Annotated in this window: 18 protein-coding genes; 6 read left to right on the forward strand and 12 right to left on the reverse strand. The window is 65.9% G+C overall.

The genetic code is table 11. The annotated features are described in order from the left end of the window. Window positions 1-2 precede the first annotated feature (2 nt). Both clpA and clpS read right to left on the reverse strand, forming a co-directional pair. A complete protein-coding gene (gene clpA / locus J2Y55_RS06585) occupies window positions 3-2531 on the reverse strand; it encodes an ATP-dependent Clp protease ATP-binding subunit ClpA (protein ID WP_310149494.1) in 2529 nt (842 codons plus the stop codon). Between the two features lie 61 nt (window positions 2532-2592). Continuing rightward, entirely contained in the window at window positions 2593-2934 is a 342-nt protein-coding gene (gene clpS, locus J2Y55_RS06590; RefSeq protein WP_310150661.1) for an ATP-dependent Clp protease adapter ClpS, read from the reverse strand. 267 nt (window positions 2935-3201) lie between these two features. Between clpS and kdsA the strand changes: the two genes are divergently transcribed. Beyond that, window positions 3202-4071, forward strand: a complete 870-nt coding sequence (kdsA, locus tag J2Y55_RS06595; RefSeq protein ID WP_310149497.1) for a 3-deoxy-8-phosphooctulonate synthase — start codon at window positions 3202-3204, stop codon at window positions 4069-4071. Next, complete coding sequence (locus J2Y55_RS06600; RefSeq protein WP_310149501.1) at window positions 4064-5266, forward strand: MFS transporter; 1203 nt, start codon at window positions 4064-4066, stop codon at window positions 5264-5266. The genes kdsA and J2Y55_RS06600 overlap by 8 nt, the downstream gene beginning before the upstream one ends. On the opposite strand, the gene queF is transcribed toward J2Y55_RS06600, so the two are convergent. Continuing rightward, window positions 5267-5722 (reverse strand): preQ(1) synthase, encoded by a 456-nt coding sequence (gene queF / locus J2Y55_RS06605; protein ID WP_092166021.1) that lies wholly within the window; start codon window positions 5720-5722, stop codon window positions 5267-5269. 129 nt (window positions 5723-5851) lie between these two features. Between queF and eno the strand changes: the two genes are divergently transcribed. Beyond that, window positions 5852-7135, forward strand: a complete 1284-nt coding sequence (eno, locus tag J2Y55_RS06610) for a phosphopyruvate hydratase (RefSeq protein WP_069691779.1) — start codon at window positions 5852-5854, stop codon at window positions 7133-7135. A 120-nt stretch (window positions 7136-7255) separates the two neighbouring features. On the opposite strand, the gene J2Y55_RS06615 is transcribed toward eno, so the two are convergent. Then, window positions 7256-7951 carry a hypothetical protein gene (locus tag J2Y55_RS06615; protein ID WP_310149506.1) on the reverse strand — a complete coding sequence of 232 codons (696 nt, stop codon included), beginning with the start codon at window positions 7949-7951 and terminating at the stop codon, window positions 7256-7258. 229 nt (window positions 7952-8180) lie between these two features. Here J2Y55_RS06615 and J2Y55_RS06620 point away from each other — a divergent pair, with 229 nt between their 5' ends. After that, window positions 8181-9140, forward strand: a complete 960-nt coding sequence (locus J2Y55_RS06620) for a DMT family transporter (protein WP_310149509.1) — start codon at window positions 8181-8183, stop codon at window positions 9138-9140. Here the strand turns inward: J2Y55_RS06620 and J2Y55_RS06625 are convergent. From J2Y55_RS06625 to J2Y55_RS06660, 8 genes are all read right to left on the reverse strand, one after another. After that, window positions 9063-9848, reverse strand: a complete 786-nt coding sequence (locus tag J2Y55_RS06625; RefSeq protein ID WP_310149512.1) for a hypothetical protein — start codon at window positions 9846-9848, stop codon at window positions 9063-9065. The genes J2Y55_RS06620 and J2Y55_RS06625 overlap by 78 nt on opposite strands. Further along, a complete protein-coding gene (gene tgt, locus J2Y55_RS06630; RefSeq protein WP_310149515.1) occupies window positions 9845-10996 on the reverse strand; it encodes a tRNA guanosine(34) transglycosylase Tgt in 1152 nt (383 codons plus the stop codon). Before tgt ends, J2Y55_RS06625 begins: the two co-directional genes overlap by 4 nt. A 77-nt stretch (window positions 10997-11073) precedes the next feature. Continuing rightward, window positions 11074-11421: an ArsC family reductase gene (locus J2Y55_RS06635; protein WP_310149518.1), complete on the reverse strand. Its 348-nt coding sequence runs from the start codon at window positions 11419-11421 to the stop codon at window positions 11074-11076. A 17-nt stretch (window positions 11422-11438) separates the two neighbouring features. After that, complete coding sequence (locus tag J2Y55_RS06640) at window positions 11439-11936, reverse strand: peptide deformylase (RefSeq protein WP_310149521.1); 498 nt, start codon at window positions 11934-11936, stop codon at window positions 11439-11441. 259 nt (window positions 11937-12195) lie between these two features. Then, the gene (locus tag J2Y55_RS06645; protein ID WP_310149525.1) at window positions 12196-13356 is read right to left on the reverse strand and encodes an NAD(P)/FAD-dependent oxidoreductase; all 1161 of its coding nucleotides are present in this window, start codon (window positions 13354-13356) and stop codon (window positions 12196-12198) included. Further along, the gene (locus J2Y55_RS06650; RefSeq protein WP_310149529.1) at window positions 13353-14717 is read right to left on the reverse strand and encodes an FAD/NAD(P)-dependent oxidoreductase; all 1365 of its coding nucleotides are present in this window, start codon (window positions 14715-14717) and stop codon (window positions 13353-13355) included. Before J2Y55_RS06650 ends, J2Y55_RS06645 begins: the two co-directional genes overlap by 4 nt. Beyond that, entirely contained in the window at window positions 14710-15024 is a 315-nt protein-coding gene (locus J2Y55_RS06655) for a (2Fe-2S)-binding protein (protein WP_310149532.1), read from the reverse strand. The genes J2Y55_RS06650 and J2Y55_RS06655 overlap by 8 nt, the downstream gene beginning before the upstream one ends. A 97-nt stretch (window positions 15025-15121) precedes the next feature. Then, window positions 15122-15946, reverse strand: coding sequence for an IclR family transcriptional regulator (locus J2Y55_RS06660; protein WP_310149535.1), 825 nt, complete (start codon window positions 15944-15946; stop codon window positions 15122-15124). 125 nt (window positions 15947-16071) lie between these two features. On the opposite strand from J2Y55_RS06660, the gene J2Y55_RS06665 reads away from it, so the two are divergent. After that, window positions 16072-16845 carry an enoyl-CoA hydratase/isomerase family protein gene (locus tag J2Y55_RS06665; RefSeq protein ID WP_310149537.1) on the forward strand — a complete coding sequence of 258 codons (774 nt, stop codon included), beginning with the start codon at window positions 16072-16074 and terminating at the stop codon, window positions 16843-16845. A 60-nt stretch (window positions 16846-16905) separates the two neighbouring features. After that, a complete protein-coding gene (locus J2Y55_RS06670; protein WP_310149540.1) occupies window positions 16906-17973 on the forward strand; it encodes an ABC transporter substrate-binding protein in 1068 nt (355 codons plus the stop codon). Window positions 17974-17986 lie beyond the last annotated feature (13 nt).

Below are 17986 nucleotides of genomic sequence, written 5' to 3' on the forward strand. Positions count from 1 at the left end.
TTTCAGGCCTTGGTCAGAGGAACTTTCGGTACGGTCCTGACAAGACGCTGCGTCTTCGGCGCTTCGGGGGCGCCGCCGGGCTTGCCAGCGGAGCCGCCTTTGGCAGGTCTCTTCGGTGATGTCGAGGCCACAGGCTCGCTCGCCGCCTTGGCGCGCGGCTTGCGCTCGCGCTTCTCGCCTGCCGCCGCGACGTCTTTTTCTGGCTTCGGCTTCACCGGCCCTTCCGGGAATTCGAGCCCCAGCACCTTGATGCCGGTCTCGGACTGGACCACCACGACCTTGACCGTGCCGCCATTCTTCAGGCGCCCGAACAGCACTTCGTCGGCGAGCGGCGTCTTGATCGTCTGCTGGATCAGGCGGGCCATCGGACGGGCGCCCATCGCCTCGTCATAGCCGTTCTCGACCAGCCATTCGCGCGCCTCGTCGCTGAGTTCGATCGTGACGTTGCGGTCGGCGAGCTGGGCTTCGAGCTGAAGCACGAACTTGTCGACGACACGGGCCACGACCGTCTTCGGCAGATGGCTGAAGGAGACGACGGAATCGAGCCGGTTGCGGAACTCCGGCGCGAACAGCTTGTTGATCGCCTCGGTGTCGTCGCCCTCGCGCTTCTGGCGGGTGAAGCCATAGGCGTTGCGGGCCATGTCGGCCGCGCCGGCGTTGGTCGTCATGATCAGGATGACATTCCTGAAATCGACCTGCTTACCGTTATTGTCGGTCAGTTTGCCGTGATCCATGACCTGCAACAGGATGTTGAACAGGTCGGGATGGGCCTTCTCGATCTCGTCGAGCAGCAGCACGGAATGCGGATGCTGGTCGATCTTGTCCGTCAGCAGCCCACCCTGATCGAAGCCGACATAGCCGGGAGGCGCACCGATCAGCCGCGAAACGGTGTGGCGCTCCATATATTCCGACATATCGAAGCGCACGAGCTCGACGCCGAGCGACGAGGCAAGCTGGCGGGCGACCTCGGTCTTGCCGACGCCGGTCGGACCGGCGAAGAGATAGCAGCCGATCGGCTTCTCGCCGTCGCGCAGGCCGGCGCGCGCCAGCTTGATCGACGAAGACAGGGCCTCGATCGCCTTTTCCTGACCGTAGACGGTACGCTTCAGCGTGCTCTCGAGATTGCGCAGCACCTCGGCGTCGTCCTTGGAGACGGTCTTGGCCGGAATGCGCGCCATGGTCGCGATGGCGGCCTCGATCTCCTTCACGCCGATGACCTTCTTACGCTTGCTTTCGGCCACCAGCATCTGCGAAGCGCCGGTCTCGTCGATGACGTCGATCGCCTTGTCAGGCAGCTTGCGGTCATGGATGTAGCGGGCCGACAGCTCGACCGCCGCCTTGATGGCGTCGGCCGTGTAGCGCAGCTTGTGGAACTCCTCGAAATACGGCTTCAGCCCCTTCAGGATCTCGATCGCATCAGGAATCGACGGCTCGTTGACGTCGATCTTCTGGAAGCGGCGCACCAGGGCCCGGTCCTTCTCGAAATACTGGCGGTATTCCTTGTAGGTGGTCGAGCCGATGCAGCGCAGTCCGCCCGAGGCCAAAGCCGGCTTCAGCAGATTGGAGGCGTCCATCGCGCCGCCCGAGGTCGCGCCCGCGCCGATCACCGTATGGATCTCGTCGATGAACATGATCGCCTTGGGATGGGCCTCGATCTCCTTCATCACCTGCTTGAGGCGTTCCTCGAAATCACCGCGATAGCGCGTACCGGCCAACAGCGTGCCCATGTCCAGCGAGAACACGGTCGCGTCTTCCAGGACCTCGGGCACCTCGCCGCGGATGATCTTGAGCGCCAGGCCCTCCGCGATGGCGGTCTTGCCCACGCCGGGCTCGCCCACCAGCAGCGGGTTGTTCTTCTGCCGGCGGCAAAGGATCTGGATCGTGCGCTGGACCTCGGCCTCACGGCCGATCAGCGGATCGATGCGGCCGTCGCGCGCCTTGCGGTTGAGGTTGACGCAATAGGCGTCGAGCGCGCTTTCCTTCTTCTTCTTGTCCTTGTCGGCGTCGTTGCCCTGGTCGGCGGCGCGGGAATCGCGCTGCTGCTCGGGCTCCTCCTCGGCGCCGCGCACCGGCTTGGCCTCGCTCGCGCCGGGGCGCTTGGCGATGCCGTGGCTGATGTAATTGACCGCGTCGTAGCGGGTCATGTCCTGCTCCTGCAGGAAATACGCGGCGTGGCTCTCGCGCTCGGCGAACATGGCGACGAGCACATTGGCGCCCGTCACCTCCTCGCGGCCCGAGGATTGAACGTGGATCACCGCGCGTTGGATCACACGCTGGAAACCCGCCGTCGGCTTGGAATCATCACGCCCGTCGGTGACGAGGTTGGTCAGCTCCGCGTCGATGTAATCGACCAGATTGCGCCGCAGCGTGTCGAGATCGACGCTGCAGGCACGCATGACCGCCGCTGCGTCCTGGTCGTCGACCAAAGCGAGCAGGAGATGTTCCAGCGTGGCATATTCGTGGTGGCGTTCATTGGCGAGGGCAAGAGCCCGGTGAAGCGCCTGTTCGAGACTGCGCGAGAAACTCGGCACGGATAGCGCTCCTATTCCGATGTCAGAGGTGAGACCGAATCCAGATCGTCCAAACGCAAGGCTACTTCTTCTCCATCACGCATTGCAGCGGGTGCATGTGCTTGCGTGCAAGATCCATGACGAGTGTCACCTTGGTCTCGGCGACCTCGTATGTGAAGACACCGCATTCGCCGACACCGTTTTGATGCACATGCATCATGATCAGCGTCGCCTCGGCGCGGTCCTTGTTGAAGAAGCGTTCGAGAACGTGAACGACGAACTCCATCGGCGTGTAGTCGTCGTTCAGCAGCAGCACCCGGTAGAGATTGGGTTTGCGCGTCCGCGTCCGCGTCAGGACCGCGGTCCCCGTCCCGTCCCGACCGCCATCTGATGGCGCGCTGGGGCGTTTGGGGCGCTCGACCATCTCGGCGGACGAACGTGGCGCAATCACGGCGCGCCGATCCGTGCCGCCCCTTGCCTCACCCGTCATCGTCGCTGCTGTTCTCAAGATCGTTTCCCGGCGTTCCCACCCGACATAATGCTTCGTCCGCGAATTTACAGACCTCGCGGCTGCTTCGCCAGTCCGTTTGGCGTGATGCCTCCCAAGATTGCAGTGCACGGCAGCTCTTGCTTGACCCGCCCATGCCCCGGACCTAAGCCCGGCGGGCATCCTTGCCAAGGAACCTTGCCCATGACCGCCAACGCCATCGTCAGCATCGGCGCCGACCTCGCCCGGCCGGTCCGTTTCGGCAATAGCCTGCCGCTTTCGCTGATCGCCGGTCCCTGCCAGATGGAAAGCCGCGAGCATGCGCTCGAGATGGCCTTCGCCTTGAAGGAAATCTCGGAACGTCTCGACATCGGCATCGTCTTCAAGACCTCTTTCGACAAGGCCAACCGCACCAGCGCCCGGGGCCAGCGCGGCATGGGCCTCGACGCCGCCCTGCCCGTCTTCGCCGAGATCCGCGAGCGCACCGGCATGCCCGTCCTGACCGACGTGCATGAAGCAAGCCAATGCGCCGCCGTGGCCGAGATCGTCGACGTGCTGCAGATCCCGGCCTTTCTCTGCCGCCAGACCGATCTCCTGGTCGCGGCGGCCAGGACCGGCCGCGTCGTCAACGTCAAGAAGGGCCAGTTCCTGGCGCCCTGGGACATGGTCAATGTCGCCGCCAAGATCACCGAGAGCGGCAATCCCAACGTCATGCTGACCGAGCGCGGCGCCTCCTTCGGCTACAACACGCTGGTCTCCGATATGCGCAGCCTGCCGATCATGGCCGAGATCGGCGCGCCGGTGATCTTCGACGCCACCCATTCGGTGCAGCAGCCGGGCGGCAAGGGCTCCTCCTCCGGCGGGCAGCGCGAATTCGTGCCGGTGCTGGCCCGGGCCGCCGTCGCCGTCGGCGTCGCCGGCGTCTTCATCGAGACCCATCCCGATCCCGACAAGGCCCCCTCGGACGGCCCCAACATGGTGCCGCTCGCCGACTTCCCTGCGCTGATCGCAGAGCTGCAAGGCTTTGACCGGCTTGCCAAGGCACGAGCCTTGCCTACGCTGGCTTATGTCTGAAAGCTCCGCTGCTTCGCCAACGCCTGCCTCGCTACGCCCCCTCATCCTCGTCCTCGGAGCCTGCGGCTTCGCATCGACCTTCACGATGCGGATCGTCGATCCGCTGATTCCGACGCTGGCGAACGAATTCGCGCAAACTGTCCCGCAGATCGTGGCGATGGTGACGGCGTTCTCGCTATCCTATGCGCTGGGCCAGCCCTTCCTCGGCCCGATCGCCGATTCGATCGGCAAGGTGCGCACCATCCTGATCTGCCTGATCGTCCTGGCCACGCTCTCGACAACCGCAGCCTTCTCCTGGTCCTACGAGACGATGACCGTGCTGCGCGCGCTGACCGGCATCGCCTCGGGTGGCGTCATTCCCATCGCCATGGCGGCGATCGGCGATCGCGCCCCGATGCAGGAGCGCCAGGTCGCGCTTGGCCGCTTTCTCGTGCTGATGATCGTCGGGCAGATGTCGGGCTCGGCCTGCTCCGGCCTGATCGCGACCCATGCCGGCTGGCGCGCGGCCTTCCTGTCGGCGGCGGTCATCGCCGTCCTGGCGGCTCTTCTCGTCGCCTTCGTGTTGAAGCCGCGCCGCAATGTCGCACGCCAGCCCTTGAGCCTCTCGGGCGCGATCGCGAACTACAAGACGGTGTTCTCGAATCCCAAGACCAAGCTGCTCTACGGCCTCGTCATCATCGAGGGCATCCTGCTCTTCGGCATCCCGTCCTATGTCGCCGCAATCCTGGCCGAGCGCTCGGGTGTCGGCCCGGCACAGGCCGGCCTCGCCATCGCCGGCATGGGCTTCGGCTGCCTGGTTTATGGGCTTCTGACCCGGATCCTGGTCGAACGCCTCGGCCCCTCGCTGATGACGCGCGTCGGTGGGGCCATCTGCGCCTGTGCGCTCGCGCTGTTTGCCTTCGACTGGCCCTGGTGGAGCGCGGTCATCCTGTTCAGCTTCCAGGGGTTCGGCTTCTTCCTGCTGCACGGCACCTTCCAGGCGCAGGCGACGGAATTGGCGCCGAGCGTGCGCGGCTCGGCGGTCGCCCTGTTCGCCTGCTGCTTCTTTCTTGGTCAGGCGATGGGGCCGGTGGTGATGGGCGTGCTGATGCACCTCATCGGCACGGGCGCCGCAATCGTGATCTTCGCCATCGCGATCGCCACGCTCGGCCAGCTCACGCCGCGCATCCTGCCGCTGGCCGGCAGCCGGACCTGATCAGCGACCGCGATAGGGCGCGACGCCCTGATCGGGCAACCACAGGCCCTTGGGCGGTTCGCCCGTCTGCCAGAACACGTCGATCGGAATGCCGCCGCGCGGATACCAGTAGCCGCCGATGCGGAACCAGACCGGCTGCAACAATTCGACCAGCGTCTTGCCGATATTGACGGTGCAATCCTCGTGGAAGGCGCCATGGTTGCGGAAGGCGCCGAGATAGAGCTTCAGCGATTTGGATTCGACCAGCCAGTCGCCCGGCAGATAGTCGATCACCAGGATGCCGAAATCGGGCTGGCCGGTGACCGGGCAGATCGAGGTGAATTCCGGACAGGTGAAGCGGGCGAGATAATTCGTGCCGGCATGCGGATTGGGCACGCGGTCTAGGCGCGCCTCCTCGGGCGAGGCGGGCAAGGCGCTGTGCTGGCCGAGTTGCAGCGTCGAGGCGTCGAGGGTCATCGCGAATGCTCCTTGAAGGCGGCTTTTTATGACCTCGCAGCCGCAAACGCCACCCGCCCCTTTCCGTTCGGCGCTGCGTTGGTTAGAAGCGCGCCATCACTCCTGTCCTGCCGTTCTCTGGAGCTTTCCATGACCGCGATCATCGACATCATCGGCCGTCAGATCCTCGACAGCCGCGGCAACCCGACCGTCGAGGTCGATGTCGTGCTCGAAGACGGCTCGATGGGCCGCGCCGCCGTTCCCTCCGGCGCCTCGACCGGCGCGCATGAGGCTGTCGAGCTGCGCGACGGCGACAAGAGCCGCTATCTCGGCAAGGGCGTGCTCAAGGCAGTCGAGGCCGTCAACGTCGCGATCGCCGAACAGCTCGTCGCCATGGACGCCGAGGATCAGGTCGCCATCGACGCGGCGATGATCGAGCTCGACGGTACCCCCAACAAGTCGAAGCTCGGCGCCAACGCCATCCTCGGCGTCTCGCTTGCCGTCGCCAAGGCCGCCGCCGAAGCCTCGGGCCTGGCGCTCTACCGCTATGTCGGCGGCACGCAGGCGCGCGTCCTGCCTGTGCCGATGATGAACATCGTCAATGGCGGCGCCCATGCCGACAATCCGATCGACTTCCAGGAATTCATGGTCATGCCGATCGGCGCTCCCTCCTTCGCGGAGGCGTTGCGCATGGGCTCGGAGATCTTCCACACGCTGAAGAAGGCGCTGCACGACGCCGGCCACAACACCAATGTCGGCGATGAGGGCGGCTTCGCGCCGAACCTGAAATCGGCCGAAGCCGCGCTCGATTTCGTCATGCAGGCTGTCGAGAAGGCCGGCTACAAGCCCGGCGAAGACATCGCGCTGGCGCTCGACTGCGCCGCGACCGAGTTCTTCAAAGACGGCTCCTATGTCTATGAGGGTGAACGCAAAACCCGTGATCCCAAGACGCAGGCCAAATACCTCGCAAAGCTTGTCGGCAATTATCCGATCGTCTCGATCGAGGACGGCATGGCCGAGGATGACTGGGAGGGCTGGAAGGCGCTGACCGACGCCATCGGCTCGAAGTGCCAGCTCGTCGGCGACGATCTCTTCGTCACGAACGTCACGCGCCTGTCGCGCGGCATCAAGGCGAAGACGGCGAACTCGATCCTGGTCAAGGTCAACCAGATCGGCACGCTGACCGAGACGCTGGCTGCCGTCGAAATGGCGCAGCGCGCCGGCTATACCGCGGTGATGTCGCATCGCTCGGGCGAGACCGAGGATTCGACCATCGCCGATCTCTCGGTCGCGACCAATTGCGGGCAGATCAAGACAGGTTCGCTCGCCCGCTCCGATCGGACGGCGAAATACAACCAGCTCCTGCGCATCGAGGAAGAGCTGGGCGCCCAGGCGATCTATGCCGGGCGCGACGCGCTGAAGGCCCTCGCCTGAGGCGCTAAAGCGCTTTCGAGCGAAGCGGATAGCCGCTCGCGCGAAGAAAGCGCGTTAAAACAAAGACCTAGAGCAATCTGACGATCCAATCGGATCGTCAGATTGCTCTAGCCAAACCCACTAAAGGCGCGGCAACAGGCTGGACGCCTGCGACAGCGTCCAGAAACCCGCCGCGCCGACGGTTCCAACGGCGCTCGACATGACGTCGCCGACACGCGCGACCGGCTCGGGCACGGCCCGGCCGAGAATCGTCGGCGCCGGCCGCGCCGCAGCCACAGGCTCGAACCCGTCCGACACTGAAGTGGCTTCGACCACCTGAACCGCCGGCAAGATCAATTGCGGCGCCGCTTCCGCGACCTGATGCGAGCGCTCGGCCGCCGGCGCGGTCTTCTCGCCGGCCGGCGCGATCTTGCGGACAGGGGGCAGCACCTGCGCCGTCCGAGCATGAACCTCGGCGGTCACGACCGGGCTGGGCCGCGGCGCCGGCAATCCGATCTCGGGCTGCGCCCAGGCCACCGCCATCGGCATCGCCGAAGCAGCCGGCACGATCAGGCCGCGCGCGGTCAACGACTGCGTCAGCGCCTCGCCGCCGCCCGCATCGTGATGGCGCTCCCTGATCTTGCCGTCCGGCGCGACGGGAGAGATCCAGCCTTGAGATTCTGCCTTCGCCGCGATCAGGCCTGGTGCGGTCGTGACCGCCTGGGGCAGAGCGAAAAAGGCCGCTGCGACCGCAGACGCCACGATCGAGACCGCGGCCTGGTTGCCGACATGGCCGAGAAAGCGCTTCGAACCGGCGAATACGGAGGAAAGGGGCATGTTCGGTTCTCCATGAACCTGCTCAGAGAACCGCCCGCAGCGGGCGCGAGAAAGGCCGAAGCAAGGTGCAATTGCGATCGATTATCTCGGTTTGTGTCTGCTGCGTCGCAAAAGCCTCTGCTGCACCGCGAAAGAATCGCACAGCTCCCATGCGTCGCCCCCTCTAACGGGAGAGCCGACGGGCGCGATAACAAGGGGCATGCACAAGGTCCTGCCGCTTTCGGAGTCCATGCTGGCGCGAGATCGCAAGCGCTGGCGGCTCGCCTTCGGCGGTATGGTCGTGGCCATGGCGATCTTCGGGGCGAATTTCGTGGTCAGCCGGCACGCCATCCTCAACGGCCTCAGCCCGCATGACCTGCTGGCGCTGCGCTTCGGCACCGCCGGGCTCATCCTGCTGCCGATCTTCCTTTCGGGCGGCCTCTCCACTTGCGGCGGCGTCGGCTGGGGCCGGGGCGCCACGCTCGCGATCATGAGCGGGCTGCCGATGAGCTATCTGCTGCTGACCGGGCTGACCTATGCCCCGGCAGCCCATGGTGCGACGATCGGCCCGGGCCTGGTGACCGTGATCGGCATCGTCGGCGGCGTCATCCTGTTCGCCACGGCGCTGACGCGGCAGCTCTTCCTCGGCATCGGCGCGGTGCTCTTCGGGCTCGCCTGCCTCGCCATCGCCGGCAGCACGCACACCAATCCCACGATCCTTCTCGGGGATCTCTGTTTCCTCGGCGTCGGGCTGATCTGGGGCTGCTATCCCTTGCTGATCCAGCTCTGGCGTGTCGATGCGCTGAAGGCGACCGCGATCGTCTCGGTGCTGTCGATGGCCTACCTGCCCTTCTACGCGCTGTTCTATTTTCGCGGCTTCGATGTCGCGCCCTGGTGGGTCATCGCGCTGCACGGCATCAATCAGGGCGTGCTCAATGTGATCCTGGGCCTGTGGATCTGGAGCTGGGCGGCGCGCGTGCTGGGACCGGCTGTGGTTGGCCGTTTCCCGCCGATGATCCCCGTCATCGGCACGCTGCTGGGCATCCCCGTCCTCGGCGAAATCCCGAGCGGCCTCCAGATCGCCGGCATCGGGCTGATCATCGGCGGCTTGTTCATCGCCTCCTGGCGGCGCTCAGCCCCGGCCGCGCTTGAGCTGCATCAGGCCGAGATTCCAGACTATGCAGATGGCGAGCCCCAGCCCCAGCGATAGGCCGGAACCGAGCGCCACGGCGCTGAGATGGACGCTGCCGATCGCCAGCCCGAAGCCGATCAGCCCGAGCGCGCTGTTGGCGATGACGGCCGCCACGGCCGGCCCGCCGATGCGTGGCTGCAGCATTGCGATCATGCTCGACAGCACGACCGGGAACGCCGCGAGCACGCCTGACCAGGCCGGACCGACATGGCTGCTGACAGTGGTGACCGTGCCCGCCAGCATGGCGACGGCGCCCGCGCGCAGCGGGATCGCATACCAGGGCCGGGCCGACACCGCCTTCGGCCGCGCCGCGAGATAGGGCCGGAACAGCAGGTGCAGCGCGCCGAAACCGACGACCGTGGCGCAGACCAGAACGATGAAGGATGGTTCCAGCGCCCGCAGCGTCATCGCAGCCACGAGCCAGGCCGCCAGAGCCGCACCAAGGCTAAGCAGCGTGCCGAGGCGCTGCGCCAGCAGGACATATGCCAGCGACAGGCCGGTATTGGCGAGATTGGCGGACATGCTGCCAAGCGCACCGGCTGCCAGGAAAGCGGGCTCGTGCTCCAGCGCGAGGAAGACATAAACCGGCCCCGCCGAGATCGGCAGAGTCGCGATCATCGCCGCGACCATCGGCCCGGAGCGCTCGGCCAGCAGCGAACAGCCGACGACGACCGACGCCGCGACCGCCATCTTGGCGAATAGCAGGACGAACCAGGGATCGATCACGCCGGCTCGCCAGCGGGTTCTCCCCGCGCCCAGCCTTCCTTGGTCTCGGCGATGAAATCCTGGAGCCGACCCTGCGCGATCGCGGCGCGCAGACCCGCCATCAGCTCCTGATAATAAGCCAGATTGACCCAGGTCAGCAGCATCTTGCCCAGCATCTCCTCGGCCTTGACGAGGTGGTGCAGATAGGCGCGCGCATAGCCATTGGCAGCCTGGCAGGATGATTGCGGGTCGATCGGCCGCGGATCATCGGCATGCTTGGCGTTCTTCAGGTTCATCCGGCCAAAGCGCGTAAAGATCTGGCCGTGCCGGCCGGCACGCGTCGGCATCACGCAGTCGAACATGTCGATGCCGCGCGAGACCGCCTCGACGAGATCGTCGGGCGTGCCGACGCCCATCAGATAGCGCGGTTTCTCCGCCGGCAGATATGGCTCGACGGCCTCGATCATCGCCAGCATGACGTCCTGCGGTTCGCCGACGGCGAGGCCGCCGATGGCGTAGCCCTTCAGATCCATCGCGACGAGCTCGCGCGCGCTTTCGACCCGAAGCGCCGGCACCTCGCCGCCCTGGACGATGCCGAAGAGCGCGCGCCCCGCCGGATTGCCGAAGGCTGTCTTGCAGCGCTCCGCCCAGCGCAGCGACAATCGCATCGCCTTTTCCGCGACCTTTTCCTCGCAAGGCAGCGAGACGCATTCGTCGAGCTGCATGACGATGTCGGAGCCGAGCAGGTTCTGGATCTCGACCGAGCGCTCGGGGGTGAGCACATGCTTCGAACCGTCGATATGCGACTGGAAGGTGACGCCCTCCTCCGTAAGCTTGCGCAGCTGGGAGAGCGACATCACCTGGAAGCCGCCGGAATCGGTCAGGATCGGGTGCGGCCAGTTCATGAACTTGTGCAGGCCGCCGAGCTTCGCCACGCGCTCCGCGCCCGGCCGCAGCATCAGATGATAGGTGTTGCCGAGCACGACATCGGCGCCGAGCGCCTTGACCTGCTCTGGGTACATGCCCTTGACGGTCGCGGCGGTGCCGACCGGCATGAAGGCTGGCGTCCGAATGACGCCGCGCGGCATGCGGATCTCGCCAGTGCGGGCCGCACCGTCGCGGGCGGCGAGATGGAAGCTGAAATCGGTTGTCGTGGATTGGAAGGTCATGGCCTGCGAGTTAGCCCAGCACAGCCCCTGACGGAAGTGCGGTGCGCGCTGGGCCGACGTGACGCAACGGCTCGGCCTCAGCCCAGCGCGCCTGCGTAGATCTCGGGCTTGAAGCCCATCAGCGTCTTGCCACCGAGATCGAGCACCGGGCGCTTGATCATCGAGGGCTGGGCCAGCATCAGCGCGATCGCCTTCCCGGCATCCAGCCCCTGCTTGTCGGCATCAGGCAAGGCGCGAAAGGTCGTGCCGGCGCGGTTGAGCACCGTTTCCCAGCCATGCTCCTGAACCCAGTGCGCCAAGGAGGCGCGGTCTATGCCGCTCGCCTTGTAGTCGTGGAAGGCATGGGCGACGCCCCGCGCCTCCAGCCAGTTGCGCGCCTTCTTCATCGTGTCGCAGTTCTTGATGCCGTAGATCGTGATCGTCATATCCGCCTCGAATCCCTTCAGCGCCGCGCCAGCTTCTCATAGCGCTTGATCAAGCGCTCGCGCTTCAGGCGCGAAAGCCTGTGAATCCAGAACATGCCGTCGAGCTGGTCGATCTCATGCTGGAGGCAGACCGCGAGCAACCCCTCAGCGTCCTCGGAGCGCTCGCGGCCGTCCTGGTCCCGGTAGCGGACCGACAGCTTCGCATGCCGCTCGACCTCCTCGGTCACGCCGGGCATGGAAATACTGCCCTCCTCATGCCGGATTATCTCCTTGGAAGCCTGGACGATCTCCGGATTGACATAGACCCGGACGCCATCCGCGCCCGCCAGCTCGATCACGACGACGCGCCGTGCACTGCCGATATGCGGGGCCGTGATGCCGATGCCGGGAGCCGCCCGCATCGTGTCGATGAGATCCGTGACAAGCGCGCCGAGCTCAGCGTCGAAATCGACGACCAGCTCAGCCGGTAAACGCAGCCGCGCATCGGGATAGCTGACGATGGCGCGTACCGTCACGGCGAGCCGACCGCTTCGCGTCCACCCGCAGGCCGCATCGTCTCAACCTCGTCCGACTGTTCAAGAAGCATCGCAACCTGTTGGAATATCGCGGTATCTGAAGCGGGCTGACGGTTTGAGCATCACCGGTACGGCCCGCGTTTCGGTACCTCCTGCCCTCCATGGCGTCTAGCCGGAACTTCATTGGGCTCAATAGCCCGGGCCTTCGCATTGGCAGGCTTTGCAGAGCCAGGTTGCTTCAATCTCGTCCCTCGCCGCTTCAAGCGCCGTCGAATTCCTTCCGGAATTTTTCGCTGACCGCGACGCTTTCGCGGAACCGCCCGATCGAGAAGGGCTCGAGCGGCGTCGCTGTCGCCCCGTCGACGATCATCTCGCTCAGGCAAAGCCCGACGCCAGGCCCGATCTGGAAGCCATGGCCGCAGAATCCGAAGGCGTGGAAGAGGCCCGGCATCGTCAGGCTCGGGCCGATCACCGGGATCATGTCGGGCAGATAGCCCTCGATTCCGGACCAGACGCGGATGACGTGGCATTGCGCCAGGATGGGGGCGACCCTGGCGAGCGCACGCATCGCGGCCAATGTCTTGGCCGGAGGAACGGGCGCGCGATGATTGACCGGATCGGCCGCCGTGCGCGGATAGCCCGCGAGGATGATATTGCCGCGCGGGATCTGCCGGAAGATCACCGAGCCGTCGATAGACTGGATCGAAGGCTCGATCAGATAGGGAAACGGCTCCGTGACGAATTGCGGCGGCCCTGCCGGGACAATCGGCGCGGTCTCGCCGAAGCGCTCTGCGATCGCGACCGCCCAGGCTCCCGCCGCATTGACGAGAGCCCCGCAGCTCCAATGCGCACCATCGGCCGTCTTCACCGAGAAGCCGTCGCCGCTGCGCTCGACATCGGTGACGCAGGCGTTCTCGATGATGGTCACGCCCAGCGCTCGTGCGGCGCGCGCCACAGTGGGCGTCACCAGCCTCGGATTGGCCGTCGCGTCGCGCGCCGAGAAGGTCGCCGCCACCGCCCGTTCGCTCAGCCAGGGCCAGCGCTTGCGCAGCTCGGACGGTCCCAGGCGCTCGATGGCGAGGCCATGGGATTCGGAGACCTGCGCATAACCTTCGAGCTTCGCCCGCTCCTCGTCGTCATAGGCGAGATAGAGATGTCCGGTCTGCGCGAACTCGCAATCCTCCCCGATCAACGCCTCGATCTCCTCCCAGAGCGCCTGCGAGCGCAGCGAGAGCGGATATTGACCAGGAAAGCGGCCCTGGAGCCGCAGATTCCCGAAATTCGTGCCGCTCGATTGCGCGCCGACGACGCCTTTCTCGATCAACACGACGCGCTGCTTGCGCCGGGCCAGGAAGAAGGCGGTCCAGACGCCGATCAAGCCGCCGCCGACGATCACCACATCCGCCATATGCCTGCTCATGGCGCTTCGCCCGCCGCGCAGAGTGCGATCGGCTTGATCGGCGCCTGCGCCCGCAGCCGGCCGGCCTGTTCGCCTGCGATCCCGGCTGCGCCCGCGACGATCTCCTGCAGTGCCGGGCCGCAGACACGGCCCTGGCAGCGCCCCATGCCGCAGCGTGTCATCGCCTTGACCCGGTTGATCTCGACCGGGCCGAGCTGCTGCGCCATCGCCTGCCTGATCTCGCCGATGCGGATTTCCTCGCAGCGGCAGAGCATCGCCTCATCCGGCAAGGCCCGGATCTGTGCGACTGGCCAAGCAAAAGCTCTCGCCAGCCCCTTCTGGAAGCCGCGCAGCCAGGCGAGCCTGCGGCGAAGCGCAAGGCGCGCCCGCTCATCGACCGGCTCGCCCAAATCGGCGAGCACCGCCATCGCCGCGAGCCCGCCGCTGGCCTCTGCCGCGTCAGCCCCGCCGATCGCCGCCCCATCGCCGGCGAGATAAAGACCCGGCGCAGCGCGCCCGTCAGCGTCGCATTGCGGCAGCCAGAGCCGGAAGGCCTCGTCGAAGCGTAGCGTCGCACCGGCGAGCTCGGCCAGTTGCGTCTCTGGCTTAAGACCATAGCCCAGCGCAATGGCATCGCAGGGAAATCGCCGCTCGCGCCCGCGCCGGTCACGCAGGATCAGGGCTTCGACATGGCCGTCGCCGCCCACCTCGACCGGCGTCACGCCATGCAGGACCGGGACACCCGCCAGCATCGCACCGCCCAGATAGGACAGGCCGCGCCACAGCGTGCGCGGCGAACGAGCCAAGGCTGGCAGCGCCGCCAGCTTGCCTGCGAAAGGCGTGGTGTCGGCAATGACCACCACCTCGCCGCCGAGCTTGCGGTATTGCGCCGCCGCGAGAGCCAGCAGAGGCGATGAGCCAAGGAAGGCGACGCGCCGGCCGATCAGGCAACCCTGGTCCTTGAGCGCGACCTGCGCCCCGCCGAGCGTGAACACGCCTGGCAGCGTCCAGCCCTGGAACGGCGCGATCTTGTCCATGGCGCCGGTTGCGAGCACAAGCGCGTCGAAACGCAGCGTCGCGGCAACACCCGCTTGGACCAAATGGAGCGTTCGATCCTCGACCGCCCAGACCAGCGTCTGCGGACGGTAGTCGATCTGCGGCAATAGCCTCGCGAAGCGGGCATGCAACGCCTCGTATTTGCCGGCTTCCGTGCCCATCAGCGCCGCCATGTCGAGAGCGAGACCGGGCGACGCTCGGCGATAGCCCTGGCCGCCGGCCTGCCGGCCCTCATCGACCAGCACCACGCGATGACCATGCGCGCAAAGCCGCTCAGTAGCATTGATGCCGGCCGGGCCGGCGCCGACGACGACGATCTCAGCCACGCAAGGCATCCACCCCTGGCGGCTGGCTGCGCAAGACCATGCCTGCCGTCGCATCGGTGGTGCAGGCGCGTAGTCGCCCGCCCGTATCCGACCAGACCCAACAGTCCTGGCATGCCCCCATCAGGCAGAAACCGGCGCGTGGCTCACCGCCGAACTCCGAGCGCCGCAGGAACGAGCGCTGCGTCAGCAGAGCGGCAAGCAGGCTCTCGCCTTCAGACGCCTCCACCGCCTCTCCGTCGAATTGGAGCGTGATGCGCGGCCCTTGCCGCGACACGGCCCGCACGAATTGGCCGGCGTGATCGTCCATCCCCGTCTCCGCATCATTCTATCGCAATGCAATAAGATAGTGCGGATGATGATAGGCGCGCCGCCGGACTGTCAAGCCGCGTGCCGCGCAGCCTCCCTCAGACCCGCGAGATCGCGTGGGCGGTGGCGATGATCAGGGAGGAGTAGCGCGTCACGACCTCTTCGCGGCTGTAGCGCGAACACGACACCGCGATATTCACCGCTCCCTCGGGCCGGCCGCGATGATCGAGGATCGGCGCCGCGATCGAGGCGTCGCCCAGATAGAACTCCTCGAAGGCGGTCGCGTAACCCTGCGCCCTCGCCTCCCGGATCTTGCTCACCAGGCTCTCGCGCTGCCATGTCGTGGAGGGCGTATGGGGCTGCAGGTCGGAGCGATCGATGATCGCCAGCGCCTCGGCCTCGGGCAGCCGGGACAGCATCGCGATGCCGGGAGCCGTGCAATAGGCCGGCATCCGCGTGCCGATGATGACATCCGTGTTCAGCACATGCCGGCTGAGGAAGCGCGAGACGAAGATGATCTCGGTGTCCTCGATCATGGTCAGATTGACCGTCTCCTCGGTCTCCTTGCTGAGATGCATCAGATAAGGCATCGCCCGATCGACCAGCCGGCTGCTGCGGAAGAAATGGTAGCCGAGATCGAGCGTCTTGGCCGTGAGCTCGAAGCGCTTGGTCTCGCTGTCCTTTCTCAGGAAGCCGAGCTTGACCAGCGTATGCGTGAAGCGCTGGGCCGCGCTCAAATCCATCCCGGTCACGGATGCGACCTGCGACAGGTTCAGCGTCGGATGCTGGCGGCCGAAGGCCGAGAGCACCCGAAAGGCCTTCTCGACCGACATCACCATCAAGGCGTCGTCTTTCCTCTCGGCGTTATCGTCCGAGGTGGCGGCGCGTTTGCGGCCGGCCGGGCTCGCGTCAAGCGTGGACATGCAGGTCTTCTCCTTCCCCGGATCAATGGCCGCGACCACCCCGGTTGACAAGGTAACCTCATTGGCGTTGATTGAATAATAGAAATTATCGCATTGTAATAGAAATTCATCGGGAGACGGAATCCATGCAGGCATTCGTTCTAAGCGAGGTTCGCGGTCCGGTCGGGATTCTGACGCTGAACCGCCCTGAGGTGCTGAATGCGTGGAACGCCCCGATGCGGGCGCGGCTGGTCGAGGCGCTCGATGCGCTCGAAGCCAATGAGGCGGTGCGCGCCATCGTCCTGACGGGCGCTGGCGACCGGGCTTTCGGGGCCGGCCAGGACCTGAACGAGACCAAGACCTTCGATCCCGACCGCGCCGAGCTCTGGATGGGCGAGTGGGAGCGCCTCTATGATCGGCTGCGCTCGCTCTCCAAGCCCCTCATCGCCGCGCTCAACGGCGTCGCGGCGGGCTCGGCCTTCCAGGTCGCTTTGCTCTGCGACCTGCGCATCGGCCATGACGGCGTCACCATGGGCCAGCCGGAGATCAATTCCGGCATCGCCTCGGTGACCGGCCCCTGGATCATGCGCGAGATGATCGGGATCGCCCGTACCATCGACCTGACCCTGACCGGGCGGATGATGGATGCCGACGAATGCTTCCGGATCGGCCTGATCAACCGGATCGTGGCGAAGGAGACGGTAATGGAGGCGGCGCTGGCACTCGCTACGGAGCTCGCCGGAAAGCCACCTGTCGCAATGCGTCTCAACAAGGCGCGCTTCCGCGAGGTTACGGAGGACAGCTTCCGCGAGTGCCTCAAGGCCGGCATCCGCAATCAGCGCGAGGCTTACGCCACCGGAGAACCCGCCCGCATGATGGAAGAATTCCTCGCAAAAAGAGCCGCGCGGAAAACAGCCTGAGCCTGACGTCACGATCACCCATGGGGAAATAGCGGAAAACCGCGTGAAGGGGAGATGTCCATGACCAGCAAGACGATGATTCCGAACCGGCGCGACCTGCTTCAACTGGCAGGTGGCGCGGCCGCCGGTGCGCTGCTCGCACCCGCCTTGATCAGGCGTGCCAATGCGGCGACGCAGATCACGGTCGCCGATCCCGGCGGACCTTTCGGTCCCGCTTTCCGCAAGGCCTTCTACGATCCCTACGAGAAGGCGACCGGCAACAAGGTCGTCAACGTCGCCCGTGAAGCGGAGCCGACCGCCCAGTTCAAGGCGATGGTCGAGACCAAATCCTACACCTGGGACGTCTGCACGCTGACGCTGTCGGCGCGCGACATCCTGGCCTCACAGAATCTGCTCGATCCGATCGGCTTCTCCCATGCCGACGTGCCGCAATTGATGCCGGAGGCGATTTCGGACAACTTCATGGGCACGGACGTCTATTCGACCGTTCTGGCCTATCGCACCGACCGGGTGAAGAACGCGCCGGCGAGCTGGAGCGACTTCTTCAACGTCGAGAAGTTTCCGGGCCGCCGCGCCCTGCGCAAGAACCCGATCGACTCGATCGAGCAGGCGCTGCTCGCCGACGGCGTGCCGCTCGACAAGCTCTACCCGCTCGATATCGAGCGCGCCTTCAAGGTGCTCGACAAGATCAAGCCGCATATCGCGGTCTGGTGGACCGGCGGCGCCCAGTCGACGCAATTGCTGCAGAGCGGCGAGGTCGACATGATCCCCGGCTGGAATGCGCGTTTCCAGGCCGCGATCGATGGCGGCACGCCAGCCAAGATCGTCTGGAACCAGGGCCTCTACTCGATCGAGGGCTGGGCCATGCCGAAGGGCGGTCCGCGCGCCGAGGCAGCGCGGCAGTTCATCAAGTTCTGCTCTTCGCCGCAGGCACAGGCTGTCTACACCGAGATCCTGGCCTATGGGCCGACCAATCTCGACGCTTACAAGACGATTCCCCCCGAGCGCGCCAAGTCGCTGCCGACCGCACCGGACAACCTCAAGCTGATGGCGATCGCCAATGAGGGCTGGTGGAGCGCCAACCGCGCTGCCGTGACCGAGCGCTTCAACGCCTGGCTGCTGACCTGAGATCGGTGACTGT

The sequence above is a fragment of the Allobosea sp. BE125 genome (assembly GCF_031456075.1).
In the GTDB taxonomy this organism is placed as follows: Bacteria; Pseudomonadota; Alphaproteobacteria; order Rhizobiales; family Beijerinckiaceae; genus Allobosea.